Annotated in this window: 14 protein-coding genes; 7 read left to right on the top strand and 7 right to left on the bottom strand. The window is 37.6% G+C overall.

Features of this window, described 5'->3' with window-relative positions:
* Together Q0X66_RS11760 and Q0X66_RS11755 are read right to left on the bottom strand one after the other, a co-directional pair.
* On the bottom strand, positions 1 to 2,624 hold a 2,624-nt coding region (locus Q0X66_RS11760), incomplete at its 3' end, for a type IX secretion system membrane protein PorP/SprF (protein ID WP_366938691.1).
* Between the two features lie 8 nt (positions 2,625 to 2,632).
* Entirely contained in the window at positions 2,633 to 4,747 is a 2,115-nt protein-coding gene (locus tag Q0X66_RS11755) for a gliding motility-associated C-terminal domain-containing protein (RefSeq protein ID WP_297706577.1), read from the bottom strand.
* A gap of 345 nt (positions 4,748 to 5,092) precedes the next feature.
* On the opposite strand from Q0X66_RS11755, the gene Q0X66_RS11750 reads away from it, so the two are divergent.
* Entirely contained in the window at positions 5,093 to 6,778 is a 1,686-nt protein-coding gene (locus Q0X66_RS11750; protein WP_297706576.1) for a glutamine--tRNA ligase/YqeY domain fusion protein, read from the top strand.
* A gap of 269 nt (positions 6,779 to 7,047) precedes the next feature.
* On the opposite strand, the gene Q0X66_RS11745 is transcribed toward Q0X66_RS11750, so the two are convergent.
* The 3 genes from Q0X66_RS11745 to Q0X66_RS11735 all read right to left on the bottom strand — a co-directional run bounded on the left by Q0X66_RS11745 (position 7,048) and on the right by Q0X66_RS11735 (position 10,665).
* Complete coding sequence (locus Q0X66_RS11745) at positions 7,048 to 7,968, bottom strand: SPFH domain-containing protein (protein ID WP_297706574.1); 921 nt, start codon at positions 7,966 to 7,968, stop codon at positions 7,048 to 7,050.
* A 70-nt stretch (positions 7,969 to 8,038) separates the two neighbouring features.
* Complete coding sequence (gene gltX, locus Q0X66_RS11740) at positions 8,039 to 9,562, bottom strand: glutamate--tRNA ligase (RefSeq protein ID WP_297706572.1); 1,524 nt, start codon at positions 9,560 to 9,562, stop codon at positions 8,039 to 8,041.
* A gap of 53 nt (positions 9,563 to 9,615) precedes the next feature.
* A complete protein-coding gene (locus Q0X66_RS11735; protein WP_297706570.1) occupies positions 9,616 to 10,665 on the bottom strand; it encodes an alkane 1-monooxygenase in 1,050 nt (349 codons plus the stop codon).
* Between the two features lie 73 nt (positions 10,666 to 10,738).
* Between Q0X66_RS11735 and Q0X66_RS11730 the strand changes: the two genes are divergently transcribed.
* The 5 genes from Q0X66_RS11730 (at position 10,739) to Q0X66_RS11710 (ending at position 18,322) form a co-directional block, all read left to right on the top strand.
* Entirely contained in the window at positions 10,739 to 14,176 is a 3,438-nt protein-coding gene (locus Q0X66_RS11730; RefSeq protein ID WP_297706568.1) for a DUF4175 family protein, read from the top strand.
* Positions 14,169 to 14,588: an rRNA maturation RNase YbeY gene (gene ybeY, locus Q0X66_RS11725; RefSeq protein ID WP_297706566.1), complete on the top strand. Its 420-nt coding sequence runs from the start codon at positions 14,169 to 14,171 to the stop codon at positions 14,586 to 14,588. Before Q0X66_RS11730 ends, ybeY begins: the two co-directional genes overlap by 8 nt.
* An 8-nt stretch (positions 14,589 to 14,596) precedes the next feature.
* Positions 14,597 to 16,465 carry a tRNA uridine-5-carboxymethylaminomethyl(34) synthesis enzyme MnmG gene (mnmG, locus tag Q0X66_RS11720; RefSeq protein WP_297706564.1) on the top strand — a complete coding sequence of 623 codons (1,869 nt, stop codon included), beginning with the start codon at positions 14,597 to 14,599 and terminating at the stop codon, positions 16,463 to 16,465.
* Between the two features lie 244 nt (positions 16,466 to 16,709).
* Positions 16,710 to 17,549 carry a class I SAM-dependent methyltransferase gene (locus tag Q0X66_RS11715; protein WP_297706562.1) on the top strand — a complete coding sequence of 280 codons (840 nt, stop codon included), beginning with the start codon at positions 16,710 to 16,712 and terminating at the stop codon, positions 17,547 to 17,549.
* 266 nt (positions 17,550 to 17,815) lie between these two features.
* Positions 17,816 to 18,322 carry an OmpH family outer membrane protein gene (locus Q0X66_RS11710; protein ID WP_297706559.1) on the top strand — a complete coding sequence of 169 codons (507 nt, stop codon included), beginning with the start codon at positions 17,816 to 17,818 and terminating at the stop codon, positions 18,320 to 18,322.
* 87 nt (positions 18,323 to 18,409) lie between these two features.
* Here Q0X66_RS11710 and Q0X66_RS11705 read toward each other — a convergent pair whose 3' ends face one another.
* Together Q0X66_RS11705 and Q0X66_RS11700 are read right to left on the bottom strand one after the other, a co-directional pair.
* Positions 18,410 to 18,808, bottom strand: a complete 399-nt coding sequence (locus tag Q0X66_RS11705) for a DoxX family protein (RefSeq protein WP_297706557.1) — start codon at positions 18,806 to 18,808, stop codon at positions 18,410 to 18,412.
* A 45-nt stretch (positions 18,809 to 18,853) separates the two neighbouring features.
* The gene (locus Q0X66_RS11700; RefSeq protein ID WP_297706555.1) at positions 18,854 to 20,014 is read right to left on the bottom strand and encodes a DNA polymerase III subunit delta'; all 1,161 of its coding nucleotides are present in this window, start codon (positions 20,012 to 20,014) and stop codon (positions 18,854 to 18,856) included.
* A gap of 107 nt (positions 20,015 to 20,121) precedes the next feature.
* Here Q0X66_RS11700 and Q0X66_RS11695 point away from each other — a divergent pair, with 107 nt between their 5' ends.
* Entirely contained in the window at positions 20,122 to 21,315 is a 1,194-nt protein-coding gene (locus Q0X66_RS11695; protein WP_297706553.1) for a phosphoglycerate kinase, read from the top strand.
* Positions 21,316 to 21,357 lie beyond the last annotated feature (42 nt).

The following is a 21,357-nucleotide window of genomic DNA, read 5'->3' as shown; positions in this document are numbered from 1 at the left end:
GTCGGATTTTCATAGACGACAACAAGTGTCCATCCGCCAGCTGCACCGCCTCCGGGAGAAAGTGATCCAACAACAGATCGTATGTTTGCAACGGTATAATCCCCTGATGGATCTGCCAAAGGGGTTATAAGCGCTGTTATATCTGCATAACAGGCATAAGGGCTATTTTGTGTCACAGAAGGATCACCACTAGTGAATCCGTCGAATAAGATTTCATCTGCAACAACATCTACATAAGCCCCACCAGGAACCATTAGTTTTACCTGGTTAAAATCGTTTTGCCTACCTGTACCTAAAGGCTGTCCGGCCTGAGCACTTGGATAGGTTGCAGACCAATATAATCCGGCATATCGGACAAGATTACAACTTGCCTGTGGATAGGTAAATGTAGCCGTGCTTGAGCTAAAGGTGGTAGGGTCACCATCCACATCAATGTACTGCATATTAAGCCAGTCATTGTAAGTAGAGGAGTTACCGGTGGAATTATAAGGGTCTTCCGGTTGGGTACTTCCGGTGCCTCCGTCTCTGTTAACAATATTGTTGGCTATGAAAGTCAGGTCACCCTTAAGGTTATTTTGGTACCTAACTTCAAAATTGTTGAATTCTTGTGATATACCTACTATTAAGTTTGGTGTGACGCGCATGATCCACATTTTGTCGTCATATGCGTCATTTAGTTTAGAGTAGTAAGATATGAGAGCATTGTTCCAGGATTCGTGTCGCTTTAAATAAACATACCGATAGTTATTTTCGGGATTTATAAAGTAACTGGCACTTAGCCCCTGGGAGTTTAATAATTTTACAAATCGATTGGCATTTTTAGGGTTTGCAAAGACATTAGCTATAATATAATAAGCGGAGCCAACACTATTAATAAATTGACTTTTCGTTTTTGGTTCACTGTCTGTTACATTATCCCTGACAACAACATTCTTTTGTAGTACAGCTGTATCATATTCGGACGATTTTTCACGAACTTTATTTGCATTTTCAGCGTAGGCCTCGTTGGTATAGCGGTTATCAACATTCATAACCCATAATTCGTCGTTATAGGTTCCATTTAATCCTGATTTGTGCGCGGCCAGAGCCTCCTTCCAGGTGTCGTATCTTTTTAGATATACGTACTTCATTCCGTTTTTGGGATTGTCAATATAATCCGGGTTTAAGCCCTGACTATATAGATTGTCCATGAATTTATTCATGTAGTGTTCGCCTTTGTAAACATTGGCAACTACATAGTACCCATTTTCCACACCCTTCAGGTCTCGGAATTTTTGGCTTTTAACATTGTTAAGTTTTGCCTCCCTAATAAATACATCAGCCTGCGTTTTTTTCCTGACTATGGGCTTGTATTCAGTAGGTCTTGGCTTCTCAACATTTTCAACCAACGCGGTTTTGTCATTATTAATGAGGTACATCTCCCTGGCTTTTTCTTCAAGATCAGGTCGCTCTCCATTAGTTTCATTACGCACCATACGCATAACCATCTCAAATCTTCTTTCAAGATCTTTTTCGCGATTTGTCTCCATGGAGTCCTGCCTGAACATGAGCTCAGCAAGGATTGCATCATTTTCTGCCAGACGGCGCTTGAGTTCTGTAATCTCCTCATCATCAGAAGCGAGAGATTCTTCTATAGCTTCTTGTTCTTCTTCAATATTTGCGATTGCTTCTTCGCTTTCTTCTAACATTACCCTGTCTTCAGTAAGGTTAGGTGTGAAAGAGTAAGCAAAAGAAATTTCATGGGTAGTACCAAAGTTGTCAAAACTATTCGACAGGCCTTTCTCCATCGTATATCCAAGAGAGAGTCTTTTTCCAAGGTTAAAACCAATTCCGGCTGAAGCCCCATAAAAACTATCATATCCGGCCTGTATCCAACCTAGTCTGGGTAAGTCAAAAATTATATTACCGCCTAAAACGATATCTTCCTGTCCAACTTGTCTTACCCGGGCCAATGGCATCAAACGTGAGTTTTCAAATACTCCGGAGTTATTTTCCAACTTATAAGTATATTGTAAATGAGCTGAGAAAGTTTTGTCCTTAAAGTCCGTAACAGATTCATTTGTTTTCAGGTTATAATCAAATAAGTTTTCCGCAAAAACACCGAAATCAAACTGGTCATATGAAAAGTTAAATCCTGGTTGAAAGGAGAGCAGAGAACTATCCTGAAAACCACTCAGCAGTGGATCTATTTCAATAGGGTTAGCTCTGTTTTGATCCAAACCGCTACTGTAATAGGATAGATTGGCTCCAAAGGTGAAATTACTTTTATCGCTTAATTTTACACCATAAGCATAATTGGCTAACACTCCGTAATTACTAACAACTCCCTCCCTCTGTGTATATAGACTTAATCCCAGCCCTGATCTATCATCAATCCTACCACTGTAACTAAGGAAATATAATTGGTTATTATCGTCAAAAGATACCGATTGGTTTCTATGTAAAAGATTAATATATGACAAGTCTTCACGAACTGTTGAGAAGGTCGGATTTATAAGAAATCTGTTAAACTTTAACAGGTTCTGTGAAGGCACATCATAAGAGATAAAAGGATTATCTTCCTGGGCACTTACTTTGGTAAGCGCCATGATGAACAACAACAGGTATGCGAGTTTTAATTTCATTTTTCTGGTTAACGAATAATGGTTATGGTGCCTTGTTTTAAAACTTCATTAGCGTCTTTAATCTTATAGAAAAAGACCATGTTTTGCTTGGCAAAAGTCATTGATGTTTCAGGCCAGTTATTTTGATAATTAAATTCATTTAGTACTTCCTGTCCTGCGCTGTTGAAAATGGTCACATTCACTTCAGCCTTATTGGAGTAGGAATTAGGAATAATCCATTGATCATTTATTCCGTCACCATTGACAGTTATAACATTCGGTATTTTAAAGTTGTCAAGATATTCTACAGTTACATTTCTGCTTACTTCACAATTTCCTATAGTTGCTATAAGAATATAAGAGCCTTCCTCTGTATAGGTTACGGAAGAGGAATTACTCATTTCAGTATTACTAGAATCATACCACCTGTATGAGTCACCACCACTTGCGGTAACTGTTCTTGAGCCACCTTCTGGAAATACAATTGTACCGGAAGGGTCAAGAGTTATCAATTCAGGATCAAGACCAGATATAACTATTTCATTTGATGGAAGCGGACACCCGTTTCTGTCTAATTGTAATTGGTACGTTCCTGGCTCTGTAACCGTCAGAGCTATATCGGTTGTATTTAGATTTACACCATCTTTGAACCAATCAAAAGATTCACCAGACAAATTCGTGGTGGTGTTTATTGTAATTGGCTCAGCAGGACCGCAACTAATAAGACCGGTACTGTTAATGGTTAAAGTCTCATTTACTAAAAGTTGAACAGCCAGTGAATTTGATGTTGCATTATAAGTAGTAATATTGCCGTCTACTTCATAATTACCGTTTTCAGTAATATCCGTTAAACTTAAGCTTGCTGAAGTTTCTCCACCTACAGGGCTGCCGTCTTTTTTCCATTGGTATGTAAATGAAGAGATTAGAGAAGCGGTTACATCAGTCACCCCTCCACCTGAGTCTATAGCATTAATGGTAGTAACATCAAGGACAATACTGTTATTCGCACATGCGGTATAAGCAGTCGCATAATCAACTACTATCTCAAAAGACGCCGGAGTAACTACCGTAGTCGTTTCGGAATCTATAGAGGTTGAAGAACAAGGTCCTCCGCTTAAGGAAACACGGACAAAATATGTCCCGGTTTCTGTTTCATTTACTGACAAACTGTTGCTTGTAGCCCCAGATATAAGGCTACCATCTCTATACCATTGATAAGCGGGAGAAGAAGCGTTAGTTGTAACGCTTAATGTTTCGTTTTGTCCTGGTAGAACTACTACGTTGGCAGGATTATTTCTGGTTACCGTAAAATTCCCTGCATTAGTGATAGTCAAGGCTGAAGATCTTTCCACACAAGCCCCGGGCCCGAAAATTTCGACCTGATAATCTCCTTCAAACCCTGGCACAGAGGCATCTACAGTATAAATATAATTATTAGATGAAGGGATGGCTGTGCTATCTTTATACCAGGTATATGTTAAACCGGGATTATTTATGTTTGCTTCAAGATTTTCAGTTTCACCAGCGCACAAATCAGTTTTAGTTGGTGTGTTAATAGCTATTCCTAAGCTGGCCCCTGTTGTTACATCAATAATGTTTGAAAGGGTATTACCGGATCCGGAGCATGCACCATAATCAATTTCTACATTATACATTCCTGCCTGTGAAACCGTAATGGATTCACTTTTTTCGGCTAAAGGCGATCCGCTTCTGTACCAGTTATACTGATAGGTATTTGCATTAGGAAGATTATAAACCTCCAGGGTAATTGAATTCCCGTTGCAGACTTCAGCGGTACCGTCTCCAAAGTCGGCATTGCCTTGCTGTCTGATTGTAAGACCGGAATTTACATCTATATAATACATTGGATATGCGACAGATGCCGCTCCAATAACGGCCGGACTAGTGCTTCTAACACGCATTCTATAGCCTTCACCCCTGGTATCAGTAGGGATTGAAAATGGAATGTAGAAGTCAAAATTTGTATTTTTTGTGGCATCTCGGGCAAGTTCTACCGGACTTGCAAAACTGCCACTCGCATCTGATAGTTCAAGAATAAATTCATTATCGCCGTTAACTAAGGGAGGACTCCATGTGAAATTAACCCAGTAATCATTAAAAGAACCGGAGGCACTTGCATGCATCCTAACAGCAGTATGGTCAAAAAGAAATACTTGATTTTAAAGGATAGTTTTGCTCTCATAAGTAGTGTAGTTTTGGGGGAACTACAGTTTTACCTTTTACTGGATTTGGGTTTTGGCAAACCGTATGGGTGTTCGTTGTTTTTTTCGTTTTACATGCGTTGTTAAAGTTTTACTTCAATTTACCAGTGTATTTAACAACAAATATGTCTTTTAATTACCTGGCTGGAAATTTAATGTTGTAGCACCAATTAAATATGTTGTGAAATCGGGTTATTGCATGGTGAGCATCTTTTATTAATTGTCATACCCTCATTTTTCCTACATTTGTGCTTCAAAATCAAATCCATGAGTGAATCTCCTAAATCACTTAATTTTATAGAACACATTATTGAAGAGGATCTTGCTAATGGGTTTCCTCCTAATGCATTAAGATTTCGGTTTCCGCCAGAACCAAATGGCTACTTACACATTGGTCACGCAAGCTCAATTTGCCTTAATTTTGGCCTTGGCCTTCGGTATAATGCACCTGTTAACCTAAGGTTTGACGACACCAACCCTATAAAGGAGGAGCAGGAGTTTGTGGATGCTATCAAGCGGGATGTTGAATGGTTGGGCTATGAGTGGGATACCGAATGTTATGCTTCGGATTATTTTCAGACTTTATATGACTGGGCAGTAGAACTGATAAAACAAGGCAAGGCCTATGTAGATAGCCAGTCTTCTGAAGAAATGGCTATACAAAAAGGAACACCTACGGAACCTGGCGTTAACGGCCCTTATAGAAATAGATCTGTTGAGGAAAACCTGGAATTATTTAAGGGTATGAAGGAAGGTCTTTTTGACGAAGGAACCCACGTTCTTAGGGCAAAAATAGACATGTCTTCGTCTAATATGCTGATGCGGGACCCAATTATGTATCGCATTCTAAAGCGGGCACATCACAGAACAAATACCGATTGGTGTATTTACCCGATGTATGACTGGACACATGGGGAGAGTGATTATATAGAACAAATAACTCACTCACTATGTACTCTTGAGTTTGCCCCCCACAGGGAATTGTACGATTGGTTTTTAGATAATATAATAGATCCGGACAAAGTAAGGCCTAAACAACGGGAGTTTGCCCGCAGAAATTTAAGTCATACCGTTGTAAGTAAACGCAAGTTGCTGCAATTAGTTGAAAAAGGGTTAGTAAATGGTTGGGATGATCCTCGAATGCCTACCATATCAGGATTGAGGCGAAGAGGGTATACTCCCGAGTCTATCCGCAGTTTTGCAGACACCATTGGAATTGCCAAACGTGAAAATGTGGTTGATGTATCACTTCTGGAATTTCATATTCGGGAACATCTCAATAAAATTGCACCTCGGGTCATGGGCGTACTTAATCCGTTAAAATTGGTGATTACGAATTATCCTGAGGAGCAGGAAGAGTGGCTCAGATCTGAAAATAACCCGGAAGACGCATCAGCAGGGTTTCGCGATATTCCATTTAGCAGGGAATTATATATTGAAAAGGAGGATTTCAGGGAAGAAGCAAATAGAAAGTTTTTCAGATTAAAACTTGGAGGAGAAGTACGACTAAAGAACGGTTATATTATTAAAGCTGAGAGTTGCACAAAAGATACCGAGGGGAATATTATTGAAGTTCAATGCACCTATGACCCTAAAAGTAAAAGTGGAAGCGGAAGTGAGGAAAGTTTGCGGAAGGTGAAGGGTACTTTACACTGGGTATCCATAAAGCATGCTTTACCGGTTGAGGTGAGATTGTACGACAGGCTCTTTACAGATGAAACGCCGGATGGACATAAGGATAAGGATTTTCTTGAATTTGTAAACCCGGATTCCTTAACGGTTATTACCGGCTATGTTGAGCCTAGCTTAAAAAACGCAAAGATCAATGATCGCTTTCAATTTCAAAGAATGGGCTATTTTAATGTAGACCAGGATTCTACTCCGGAAAAAATGATCTTCAACAGAACAGTTACCCTAAGAGACACATGGGCAAAACTTCAGAAGAAAAACTAGAATAGAGAACTTCTATCTGATAAAATAATACAATTGGTATTATTTATATTATAGGGCGATATATCGCTTGTTCAAGAGCTGAAAAGCATATTACGCAGGTATTGGTATGGGAAGCTTCTATAGAAGCCTTTATGGCGTTCCAATTAAGGGATTAGGCTTAAAGCTGGATAAATAAAGAAAAAATGGCCTTGCGAATGTTGTAAACAGAAAGCTCTTGCCAAATGTTACTCTGACAAGAACTTTTAGAATCTTGTTAAACCACCCTTAAGTTATTCCTTGGGTTTTTGCTTTTTCATGGATTCGCCAATCATATTACTGGCCGTAAATGAAGCTACCATATTATTTAGCATGTCACTTCCGGCTTGAGGTGAATTAGGAAGTAAGATTAAATTAGTATTTGTTTCCTCGCCTATGGATTGCAGGGTGTCATAATGTTGAGTAACCACAATTAGTGCTGAAGCTTCCTGAGAATTTATGCCCACTTTATTCAGGACTTCAACGGATTCTTCTAATCCTCGTGCGATTTCTCGTCTTTGATCTGCAATCCCCTGGCCCTGTAATCGCTTACTTTCTGCTTCTGCCTTGGCCTTTTCAACTATCAGGATTCGAGCCGCGTCTCCTTCAAACTGCGCAGCTATCTTTTCACGTTCTGAAGCATTAATTCTGTTCATAGCCTCTTTAACCTGGGCATCCGGGTCAATATCGGTCACCAGAGTTTTTATAATATCATACCCATAGTCCAACATGGCTTCCTGTAATTCGAATTTTACGGCTATAGCAATATCATCTTTCTTTACAAAGACATCGTCTAATTTCATTTTAGGAACCTCTGCCCTAACCACATCAAAGACATAAGAAGTAATTTGATCGTGAGGATATTCTAACTTATAGAACGCCTCATAAACTTTTTCTTTAAGAACCACATATTGTACTGAAATTTTCAGTTTTACAAATACATCGTCCAAAGTTTTGGTTTCAACAATTACATCTAATTGTTGTATTTTAAGGCCAAGGCGAGCCGCGATACGATCTATCAACGGAATTTTCATTTGTAATCCTGAATTTCTGATGCTGTGAAACCTTCCAAACCGCTCAACAATCACAGCAGTTTGCTGTTTGACAATAAAAAAAGAAGCTAGAAAAATAAAAAACCCTATAACAATAATAGGGATAAGAAGGAAATTACCCATGAGATTTAAATTAAGTTAGTGAATATTATTTGAGAGATGTAATATATATGTCGCAATTATTTACAATTTGTTACAATTTACTTAGTGCAAGTCTAATTCTTTTAATACTTTCATCCTGTCCTACCATAGCCATAATATCAAATAAATGCGGCCCTTTTAAATCTCCTACTATGACTAATCTTAAAGGAGCCATAACTTGCCCGAAAGAGAGGCCTTTCTGACCAATCCAGTTTTTAACAACTTCTTCGACAACGGGGGAAGAAAAATCTTGGCTGGCTTCCAACAGCGGTATCAGCTTATTTAAAATGGATGGGGTGCTATCTTTCCATTGTTTTTTAACGGCCTTTTCATTATACGTATTAGGCGTCTGAAAGAAATACTGGGATAATTCCCAGAATTCATGCACAAACGAGGCGCGTTCTTTTATCAAAGAAATTACGCTGGCTATGTAATTATCATTATTTCCAAGATTAAGGTCAAATGCGGGTTCATTATTAAGTTTTTCGGCAAGTATAGGTTTAAAGGAGTTTAGTAAAACTATATCATCTTGTTCTTGAAGATAATGATGATTATACCACTTAGTCTTTTCAGGATCAAACCTGGCGCCTGATTTGTGCACCCGACTCAGGTCAAAAGCTTTAATCAACTCATCCAATTTGAAAATTTCCTGCTCCGTGCCTGGATTCCATCCCAAAAGAGCGAGAAAATTAACTACCGCTTCCGGGAAGTAGCCGGCCTCTTTATATCCTGTGGAATCTCCCCATGAAAGCGGAAATATGGGAAACCCTCCTTTTTCCCCATCACGTTTACTCAATTTACCTTTACCTTCGGGCTTCATGATTAATGGCAGATGCGCAAATTTAGGGGCCTGCCACCCAAAAGCATCGTATAATTGTGTATGCAGCGCCAATGAAGGCAACCACTCTTCGCCGCGTATGACGTGGCTTATCTCCATAAGATGATCGTCAACAATATTAGCCAGATGATAGGTGGGCATACCATCGCTTTTGAATAATACTTTATCATCTAATATGTTGGTGTCAATCCGTATATCGCCTCTGATAACGTCAGTCAAATGCAAAACTTCGTCCTGCGGGGTATAAAAACGAACAACAAAATTTTCTTCATTAGCCAGCCTGGTTTGTAGTTCTTCAGGCTTGAGAGATAACGAATTATCTAGCTTTAAACGATTATGCCAATTATATATGAACGTTTTACCCCTACTCTCATGGTCCTTACGGTGAGAATCGAGACTCTCAGCTGAATCAAAGGCATAATAAGCCTTTCCGCTGGTTATGAGTTGATCCGCATATTTCTTGTAAAGCAATTTACGTTCGCTTTGTCTGTATGGGCCATGGCCTAATTCTTTTCCCGGACCTTCGTCAAAAGGTATACCACACCAGTTTAAGGCATCTATGATATATTTTTCTGCACCTTCAACAAAGCGATTTTGATCAGTATCTTCTATTCTGAGAATAAAATCCCCATTGTTTTGTTTTGCGAAAAGATAATTATAGAGCGCAGTTCTAACCCCGCCTATATGTAGAGGACCCGTTGGACTTGGCGCAAACCGAACACGAACTTTATTAGTCATTTAGATGAAGTTTGGCGACAAAGATAGTTGTTAAAAAAGCACAATAAAATAAATTATAAACTAGCTTCTTTCATTTCATCAGGTATTCTGGGATTCATTACACTAAACCATAGTGGAGGCAGAAATGACAGGACCATGGAAGTTGGATAACCAAAGGGCATCTGGGGCGAACTATCATGATAATCCAAAATCTGGTATTTTTTAGATGATTTAAAGTGGTGGTCGCTATGTCTCGTTAATTCATATAGAATGATGCGGCCCATTACATGATTACTGTTCCAGGAATGTACTTCACGCACTCGCTCATAACGGCCGGAGGGTAGTTTTTTTCTAATCAAGCCATAATGTTCTATATAATTGACAGTTTCAAGCAGTAAAAAGCCAACAATAGCTGCTAAGATTGCATAAAGTAAAACTGAAGCACCAAAAAAGTAGTAGATAAGACTTAAGTGCGCAAACTGAATTAAGGTATACCACAACATATCATTATTTAAGGAAAAGTTACCCTTGTTCTGGGATTGCAGCAATTTTCCCTGAATAACCCAGGCATTTAGGTATTGTCGTGAAACGGAAGTTATCCAAAAGGAATATACCGATTGGTTGTATTTTGCTGTTGCAGGATCTTCCTTTGTTGCCGCGTGAAGATGATGACCATAATTATGTTCAATATAGAAATGCATATATAAGGACGGAAGAAGTAATAGCTTGCCCAAAAAACGTTCATAACTGTTAGCGCGGTGACCTAATTCATGGGCTACATTAATGCCATTGGTTCCCAGAACAATTCCCATGGATATTATAATCCCTATTAGTTCATAGATTTGGTAGGAGCTGGTAGCAAGTTCATTTAATGAATAGTAAAAGAGCCCAAAAACGAAAGGGATATTTAAATAAAGCAACCAGTCAAAAAGCTTGTTTTTTAGTCTGGTTTCTCTTTCATTTCCTTCAAAGTTTGCAGTATTTACAGGAAGCAGTAGCTCTAAAGCGGGGATCAATAAAAATGCGTATACCGGTGTAATGAAACTCCAATATCCTTTGAGGTATATCCCAATAAAGGCTGAGATTGGTATAGTAAATGCCGCAAGGTACTTTAAATCTTTCATTCACTACTTTTTAACAAATATTTGAGGCAATAATCTAGTTTAACGGGTATCTTGGTATTAAATATAGCAGAATTTGAGTAGTTATAACAACATATTGGACAAACTGAATAAGTTTAGCCGTAAGTATTATACGAAAATGCTAATAAAAGGAGGGTTGCTTTTTTTAGCTTTTGGTGTATTATATTTTTTGGCAATACTTGGAATAGAGTACTTTTTCTGGCTTAATTCTAAGGGCCGTTTTATTTTGTTATTACTGTTTTTAGCAGTTGAGACATTATTACTATATTATTATATTTTAATTCCCATTTCCTATCTATTCAAAATTAAAAAAGGGATAAGCAATAGAGAAGCTTCATTGTTAATCGGGAAACACTTTGGGGAAGTTGGGGATAAATTATACAATCTGCTTGATTTAGCGGAGGACAATGACAGGTCTGAACTTTTGTTGGCGAGCATCCAACAGCGTTCAGACAATTTGAAAATGGTGCCTTTTACCACCGCTATAAACATTAACGATAACTTTAAATACCTGAAATATGTTACGATTCCGGTATTGATTTTAGCGCTGCTTTGGGTTTCGGGAAATATGGACTCATTTTTTGGCTCCTATGAACGAGTTATAAATTATGACACGGCTTATGAACCTCCGGCTCCTTTTGTCTTCAGGCTATTATCAGGTGATTTGCAAGTCTTGGAAGACAGTAGCTTTACAGTACAAGTGGCAACGGAAGGGAAAGTCAAGCCAACAGAAGTTTATATAGTTGTGAATGGAAAGGAAATCTTACTACAAAAGGTTAATGATTTATATGAATATACTTTTACTGCTCCTTTAATTACGACGAAATTCTTTTTTATGGCTAATAAGGTGGATTCAAGGATTTATGAATTGAAATCTTTAAAAACACCATCAATACAATTCTTCGAAATTACGTTAGATTATCCGGAATATACTAAAAGACCCTCAGATATCCTTAAAGGTACCGGAAACGCAACCTTTCCGGAAGGAACAAGAGTAAGCTGGAAGCTTGAAGGGCTTAATACGGATGAAATTGTTTTAATTAGCAAAGACACTACTATTACATTAAATAATGAACAAAATATATTTTCACTAAGCAAAACCTTTTATAAAGAATTTTCCTATGCTTTGGCTACATCAAATGGGAATGTTGCGAACTATGAAAAACTTGATTATCAGTTTCGTGTGATTAAGGATGCTTATCCTTCAATTTCCGCGAAGAAGGTTACGGACTCCTTAAATCCCAATATGGCCTATTTCATTGGAGAGGCTTCAGATGATTATAGAGTTAGATCAATTAATTTAATTTGCTATGCAGATAATAGCAAAGAAGATAAACAAATCCTTAACCTGGGAACTCCGAATGCAAATTATAATCAGTTTTATTACACTTTTCCTACTGGATTAACTCTGGAAGAAGGACGAGCTTATACTTACTATTTTGAAGCAGTGGACAATGATGAAATTCACAACGGAAAAACGTCTAAAACACAATTGTTTACGACAACTATATTGGACAATAATGAGCTGAATAACAAAGAATTAGAAGTACAACAAGCCATAATAAAAGGCATGGATAATTCCCTGGAAAAATTTAAAAAACAAGAAGAAGCGTTGAAGGAGATAAATCGGGAGCAAAAAGAAAAGAACAGCCTAAACTTCAATGATCAGATGCAAGTAAAGGAATTCCTAAAAAAGCAACAGGATCAGGAGCAGTTAATGCAAAAGTTCAGTAAACAATTAAAGGATAATCTGGAATCATCCGACAAAAACGACAAACTCAGTAAAATGCTGAAGGAGCGCCTTGAACGGCAGGAAATTGAAGCAAAAAAGAACGAAAAACTATTGGAAGAGCTCAATAAGGTAGCAGACAAAATAGACAAGGAGGAATTGTCAAAGCGATTGGAGGAGCTTGGTAAGAAACAACAAAATAGCAAAAGAAATTTAGAACAACTATTAGAATTAACAAAACGATATTATGTAACGGAAAAGGCCGCGCAATTGGCTAAGGATTTAGAGAAATTAGCTAAAGAGCAAGATGTGTTATCGGATAAAGAAATTGATAAGTTAAGCCCGGATTTACAAAAGGAAATGAACGAACAGTTCGAAAAACTTGCAAAAGAACTTGAAGAACTTAAAAAAGACAATAAGGATCTTAAAAAGCCTCTTGATCTGAAAATAGATAAGAGCAAAGAAGAGGGAATTAAAGAGGATCAGGGAGAGGCTTTGGATGAATTGAATAAACAAAAAAGCAATGAACAATCTGACGATGATATAAATCAGGAAAAATCTGCGAATAAAACAAAACAAAAGCAAAAGAATGCCTCTCAGAAAATGCAGGAAATGAGCGAGGAATTGAGCGCATCGGGTTCTTCGAGCGGAGAGTCGACTATTGCGGAAGACGCTGAGATGTTAAGGCAGATTTTAGATAATTTAGTTACTTTTTCTTTTAAGCAGGAAAAGCTATTTGATCAGCTGGAAGGCTCGGACTTTGATATGGCAAATTATTCCGGCAGTGTTAGAAAACAAAAGGAATTACGGAATTTGTTCGAACATATAGATGATAGTTTATTTGCCTTGTCATTAAGAAGGGCTGAATTATCTGAGTTTGTCAATGAACAAATTACCGAAGTTTACTATAATATAGACAAGTCACTTGAGAGTATAGCGGATAATAAGATATATCAGGGTGCAGCTTACGAACAATATGTTTTGAATGCTTCAAATAGCTTAGCCAATTTTTTGGCAAATTTACTCGATAATATGCAACAAAGTATGAAGGCTGGATCCGGATCCGGGAACCCTAACGATGGATTTCAGCTACCAGACATAATCAAGGGGCAGGGTGAACTTAAGGAAAAAATGGGTAAGATGGGTGAAAGTGGAGAAGGAGGAGGAGAAGGCAAGGAAGGCGAGGGTCAAAAGCCCGGTCAAAAGGGACAGGAAGGAGATCAAGGCGACAAGGGAAAAGGCAAAGATGGTGATAAGGGTCAGAGCGGGGATGCAATGAAAGGCAAAGGAGATAAAGGGAAAAATGGAGAAAATGGAGCAGCAGGAGATGGAGGTATAAGTGAAGAAGAAATGAAGGAAATTTATGAGATTTATAAAGAACAGGAATATCTAAAACAGCAACTGGAAAAGCAACTAGAGGACATGATAGAAGCCGGCGATAAAACACTTGCCAAAAAGCTTATTAAGCAAATGGAGGATTTTGAAAATGACCTTCTGGAGAACGGAATAACCCAAAGAACACGTGATAGAATGAATTTTATTGAGCATCAATTGTTAAAACTGGAGAATGCCGCTCTTAAACAGGGCAAGAAGGAGGAAAGAGAGAGTGAGTCTAACACAAAACAGTATCAAAACCCTGTTTTAACAAGGCCTGATGTACTTGAGAATTATAAAAATGAAATTGAGATTTTAAACAGGCAAGCATTACCTTTGCGGCAAAATTATCAGGAAAGGGTAAGGAGTTATTTTAGAAACGATGATTAACTATCATTATGAGACAGAATTTGATTTAGAGAACATCAAGGAATATACCAGTTGGATTAATACTATTGTTGTAAGCGAAAACGTCCATTTGGGTGATTTGAGTTATATATTTTGTTCTGATGAGTATTTAATTAAACTAAATCAAAAATATTTAGGGCACGATACATATACCGACATTGTTACTTTCAACTATTCGGAAGAGGATGTTATTTCAGGTGAGATTTATATTTCAGTAGATCGGGTTAAAGAAAATGCTGTTAAATTCAAAGAGGATTTTAAAAGGGAATTACGACGGGTTATGGCTCATGGAGTATTGCACTTGTTAGGCTATAATGATAAGAGCAAGAAAGAGAAGGAAGAAATGAGGACGAAGGAGGATGAAAAAATTAATATGTTCCACGTGAAACAATAAGCGAAAAAATGTTTGAAAAGAGTTATGATGTAATTGTTGTAGGGGGTGGTCATGCCGGAGCTGAAGCTGCAGCGGCGGCAGCGAATTTAGGCTCAAAAACTTTGCTGGTAACAATGAATTTGCAGACTATCGGACAAATGTCCTGTAATCCTGCTATGGGTGGAATAGCTAAAGGACAAATTGTTAGAGAGATTGATGCCCTGGGCGGGTATAGCGGAATTATTACGGATAAATCGGCAATTCAATTTAAGATGCTGAATAAATCTAAAGGTCCTGCAATGTGGAGCCCAAGAGCACAAAATGACAGGATGCGTTTTGCAGAAGAATGGAGACTGGCTTTGGAAAAGACCCCGCTAGTTGATTTTTATCAGGAAATGGTGAATGGATTGCTTGTTGAAGGCGATAAGGTGATAGGGGTGAGAACTTCATTGGGGGTCAATATTAAAGCTAAAGCGGTAGTGCTTACAAACGGCACATTTCTAAATGGGCTTATACATATAGGGGATAAGCAATTTGGAGGGGGCAGAGCAGGTGAAAAATCAGCTACAGGTATTACAGAACAGTTGACAGATTTCGGATTTGAAAGCGGTCGCATGAAAACAGGTACCCCACCCAGGGTTGATGGGAGATCCTTAGATTACTCAAAAATGATTCTACAACCGGGGGATATAGATCCGGAAAAATTTTCATTTTTGGAATCGTATACTTTAACGGAACAGCGTGACTGTCATATGACTCATACGAATGCTGTAGTGCACGAATTATTAAAGGAGGGTTTTGATCGCTCACCTATGTTTAATGGAAGAATTAAGAGTATTGGTCCAAGATATTGTCCGTCAATTGAGGATAAAATAAATCGGTTTGCCGATAAAGACAGTCACCAGATATTTGTTGAACCTGAGGGCTGGCATACGGTAGAAGTCTATGTTAATGGATTTTCAACTTCACTACCCGAAGATATACAATACAAAGCGTTAAGATCTGTGGTTGGGTTTGAAGGTGTAAAATTCTTCAGACCCGGTTATGCTATAGAATATGATTATTTCCCTCCTACTCAATTGAAACATACCCTGGAGACCAAGCTGGTTCAAAACCTCTATTTTGCCGGGCAGATTAATGGCACAACAGGATATGAGGAAGCAGCTTCTCAAGGCATAATGGCCGGCATAAATGCACATTTAAAAATAAATGAAAATGAGCCCTTTATTTTAAAAAGAGATGAGGCTTATATTGGTGTTTTAATAGATGACTTGATAACTAAAGGCACCGAAGAACCTTATAGGATGTTTACTTCAAGGGCAGAATACAGAACCCTCCTGCGACAGGATAATGCTGATCTAAGACTTACCCCAAAAAGTCATGAAATAGGACTTGCAAAAGAGGAACGTCTTTTTGCAATGAGAGAAAAGGAAAAAAAATCTAATGATTTTATTAAGTTTTTTAAAAACACCAGCTTTAATCCGGAACAGATTAACCCAATTTTAGAGGATGTATCTTCGGCACCAGTTAAGCAGTCAGATAAGATGTTTAAAGTATTTTCCAGGCCAGGGGTAACAATGTCGCATATGTTAAAACTGGAAAAGGTTTCGAATTATGTAAATACTAATGATTTAAAAAGAGAAGTATTGGAGCAGGCTGAGATCCAGGTAAAATATGCCGGATATATAGCTAAAGAAAAAAATAATGCGGACAAACTTCAACGATTGGAAAACATTAAGATTCCAGAAAACTTCGACTATAGTAAATTAAAATCTCTTTCCTTTGAGGCAAGAGAAAAGCTGACGACCATTCAGCCTGCAACAATTTCTCAGGCGTCCAGAATAAGTGGGGTGTCACCAAGTGATATAAGCGTCTTGCTTGTATATATGGGTAGATAGATAAGAATTGTTCCACGTGGAACTTAAATTAAACTATACCATTCAGCATCTTAAATATGGAAAATCGGCTTATACTACTAAAGCCTGCATTGGATTTCACCTAAAAATTTAAAACACAATAGTTAAAGCCCGAAAGGTAACAGATATTCAGGGAGACTCACCTAATATAAAATCGTTTTTTCAAGACAAGGTTTTAGACTATCTTCGAAATGCAAAAAGAAATACCAGGCGATACTAATTAAACATGAAGAGATTTTTAAAGACAAAAGATTTTGCGGTTTCCGGTGAAGAATTCGAATTATTATTGGATTCGGAATTAAATATGTTACGAACACACCCGCAACCAAAGGATCTCGAAAATTATTATGATAGTGAAGAATATATTTCTCATACAGATGTCGCTAAAACTTTAGTTGAAAAGCTCTATCAACAAATTAAACAGTACAACCTTAGAAAAAAAATCAGGTTAATTAATAAATATACCACTTCGGACAAAACACTATTAGATATTGGAGCCGGTACTGGTTCTTTCCTTGAATCTGCAAAATTAAGTGGCTGGGAAACATATGGAATTGAACCCAATAAGAAGGCCAGGGACCTGGCAATAAATAAAGGATTGGAACTCAGGGAAAACATCGATCTTCTGGGGAAACAAGGTTTTCAGGTAATCACTCTGTGGCATGTGCTTGAGCATTTACCGGATTTGGAATTGCAGATTAATAAAATAGGATCCCTTCTAAACAGGAATGGGACTTTGATCCTGGCAGTCCCAAATTTCCAATCTTACGATGCTAAATATTATAAAGAATATTGGGCAGCTTATGATGTTCCCAGACATCTTTCGCATTTCTCTCAATTGTCTATTAAAAAACTTTTTGCTAAAAATGGGATGAAGGTATTAAGGATAAAGCCCATGATATTCGATTCTTTTTATGTCTCGTTACTTTCCGAAAAATATAAATGCGGTAAGGGCAATTTCTTAAGAGCATTTTTAGTAGGACTCAAATCAAATATATTGGCGTGGAAGACAAAAGAGTATTCATCTCTTCTTTATGTCCTTAAAATGGATGAAAAAGCGTTTTAATGCGATTTAAGCGCAGATTATTTAACTCAGTATATTATTCCCTAAGGAGACTGTTATTTATCAATTATAAAGGACCAGGTAACTTCAGCAATAATAGATAATACGCATGTTATTTTAAAATTTACATAAATAATTTCTATTATTTAATTAATCTGCTAAGGAACAGGAATTATACTCTTTTATAATCAGCCGGGCTAATTATTGAATAAAACTTAAATCATTTCAAAAACCTTTACTATTTTTGCCGAACTAATTTAAGGAACCAAATGAAGAAAATAGTTTTAGCGATTTTTATAATCGTAGCAGCAGCTTGTGAGCAAAATAAAATTGGCTTTGTCGATAACGTAAAATTGATGGATGGTTATCAGGAAAAAATCGATATAGAAGCCAGATTTAAGATTAAAGCAGAAGCACTAAATAAAAGAAGAGACAGTATTTCTCAGGCATTTCAAGTAGAAGCACAAGCTTTTCAAACCAAAGCTCAAAGCATGCCCCAGGCCCAAGCCCAGGAAGAGTACGGTTTGTTGCAACAAAGAGGTCAGTTTATGGGCCAACAATTGCAGCAGGAAGAACAACAAATGCAAACTGAAGGTCAGATAGAAATGGATAGCTTGATAAGTAAAGTTAAGAAGGAGATTAATGGTTTTGGAAAGAGTAATGGCTTTACTTATATCTTAAGCGGTGGAGAAGGCGGGAGTGTGCTTTATGGAACTGACACCAAGGATCTTACACAGGACATTTTAAAAATCCTAAACGAACAGTATAAGAATTGATATCAAGGCTTTATTTACACTTGAAGCTCTTATAAGAGGATTTCTTTAAAGCCAAAAGAACGGTTAGTCTGTTGTATTAATTTTGATCTAAGGCTGCAGTAGAAAAACAAGGAAAATGGCCGGAATAAAATAGATTGCAATGGTTCTTGCCCCATCATAGTCTTTAGCAATTCTTTGACCAAATAACAGCATTAGTAAGGCTATACACGATAAGATGGCTCCATAAAGCGCAATCGTACCTTCTCCAATATAAATTAGTTGCCAAAGTCCTACTGCACATATTGAACCTGCAGCCACCTCCGTAAGAAGTACAGTAGCCAGAAGCATAGGAACCAGGTCTTTCAGAGGCGTATCCTCAAAATGCCCTTGCAACCAACCCAGATTACCTTTCCAATCAATTATCTTATCAATCCCACTTTGTAAAAAAGTAATTATGAGGAATAGTAAGATTAAAATGGCGGCCGCATTATTCAGTATGATTTCCATAATATATTTTGTTTAACTATTTTATAATCAAGTATTTGGAGTAAATTATAGTGATTTAGCTGCTCGTTTATGCAATAGACGAGTTAGTTTTATGGACAAATCCGTCAGTATAATTTTTGAATTCCCGTTGCGCTCAATATGATATATAGCTTCTTCCAATTCATTTACTATAGACATTATATTTCTTTCGTGGATAAAAGGGGCAAATTTCTCAAGCTGAAAGCCGTCAATATGAATGCGCATATAGACCAATTCTTTGACATTATAATTCAACAGCATGGCCTGCCTCATTACGGCCAAACAATACTTTAGAAATTTTTTCTGTGTTTCTCTGCCGGTTTTGGCAACTTCTTCACTCCAGAGAATTAATTCATGAATAGCCGCTTTATTACCTTTTGCTTTAAATGCACTGCGTACCCATTGTACAAACCACTTTTCAAAAATTAATTCTTCAGAATCTTTGTTCATAAGATCCATGGCTTTGTTAAAATTCCCATTCGCTTCATGGGCAACTCTTAAAGCTTCTTCTCTCATTAATCCTTTTTCTATCAAAGCAGCGGAAATAGCATCCTCGGATAATGGCGGAAAGTGTAATATCTGACATCTTGAACGAATCGTTTGCAGGATCTGTTCTTCATCTTCCGCAATAAGTATGAAAACAGTCTTATCCGGAGGCTCTTCAATTAATTTTAGCAGCTTATTTGAAGCGGTAATATTCATAGTTTCAGCCATCCAAAGAACCATTATTTTATATCCACCTTCATAGGATTTTAATGAAAGTTTTTTTAGAACATCATAGGCTTCGTCAACTCCAATTTGCCCTTGTTTTTTTTCAATACCAATAAGCTGGTACCAATCAAAAAGATTTCCATAAGGCTGTTCTTTTACAAATTGTCGCCATTCTTGCAGATAATTATTACTTACAGCATGAGATTTTACTTTTTCTGAATTGGATACGGGAAATGCAAAGTGTAAATCTGGATGGGATAATGAAGTACATTTCAGGTTGCATGAATCTTCTATTGGAATGTTCTCACCACCTGAATTCTTACACAATAAATATTGAGCATAAGCCAGAGCGGTTACAAGAGTACCGCTGCCTTCGGGACCTACAAATAATTGTGCATGTGGTATGCGACCCGAATCAGCAGTTGACCACAGATGATTTTTAATATGTGAAAGCCCCAGAATATCCTTAAATAACATACCTTCAAATATAGAACATTTGATTATCTAACAATAAATTATTGGAGCCGCCTTTAACTGAATTGTATTAATCTTTACATTTGCCATTCTCTAAACTAGTATTACGAATGAAAACAGTAGATGATTTTAATTTTGAAAATAAAAAGGCATTAGTACGGGTCGATTTTAATGTTCCATTGGATAGTAACTTTAATGTAACGGATGCAAACCGAATTGAGGCAGCCAAACCAACGATAATTAAAATCCTGGAAGACGGCGGAAGCGCGATTCTAATGAGTCATCTTGGGAGACCGAAAGGAGAACGGAATTCAGCTTTATCATTATCGCATATTTGTGATAAAGTTTCAGAAGTATTAGGTGTTCAGGTTAAGTTTGTAGATGACTGTGTGGGTGATAAGGCCGAGAGAGCGGCAGCAGAATTGGAAAATGGAGAAGTGCTTTTGCTGGAAAATCTTCGATTTTATCCTGAAGAAGAAAAAGGAGACCCGTCCTTTGCGGAACAATTGGGACACTTAGGAGATATCTTTGTCAATGATGCTTTTGGCACAGCGCACAGAGCTCATGCCTCTACGACAATAGTGGCAGGTTTTTTTCCTGATAAAAAATGTTTTGGCTACCTGTTGGCAAAAGAAATCAAGGCCATAGATAAGGTTATGACAACGGGAGAAAAACCGGTTACAGCAATACTTGGAGGGGCTAAGGTTTCCTCTAAAATCACCATTATTGAAAATATTCTGAGTAAAATAAATCACTTGATTATAGGAGGCGGGATGACCTATACCTTTATAAAAGCGCAAGGGGGTAAAGTAGGTAATTCAATATGTGAAGATGATAAAATGGATCTTGCACTTTCCATACTTCAGAAAGCTAAAGAGTTGGGAGTTCAGATTCATCTTCCGGTGGATGTCATAGCTGCTGATGACTTTAATAATAATGCAAACACTAAAGTTGTGGCCGTTGATGAAATCCCTGATGGCTGGCAGGGATTGGATGCCGGACCAAAAACATTAGAGCTCTTTAAAGAAGTGATACTTTCCTCCAGAACAATACTGTGGAATGGTCCAGTAGGCGTTTTTGAAATGGAGAGTTTTGCCAAAGGCACCATATCCGTAGGGAATTTTATTGACGAAGCGACTAGAAATGGGGCATTTTCATTAGTTGGAGGAGGAGATTCAGTAGCTGCTGTAAAACAATTTGGGTTCGAAGATAAAGTAAGCTATGTATCTACTGGCGGAGGCGCCATGTTAGAAAGCCTGGAGGGGAAATCTCTACCTGGAATTGCGGCAATATTAGAGGCTTAAAGGCGTTATCGATAAACGGGTATTTTTGTTTTTTAGAAATAG

Source organism: uncultured Eudoraea sp. (assembly GCF_947260015.1).
Taxonomy (GTDB): domain Bacteria; phylum Bacteroidota; class Bacteroidia; order Flavobacteriales; family Flavobacteriaceae; genus Eudoraea.
This window is presented reverse-complemented; position numbering and strand designations above follow the sequence as displayed.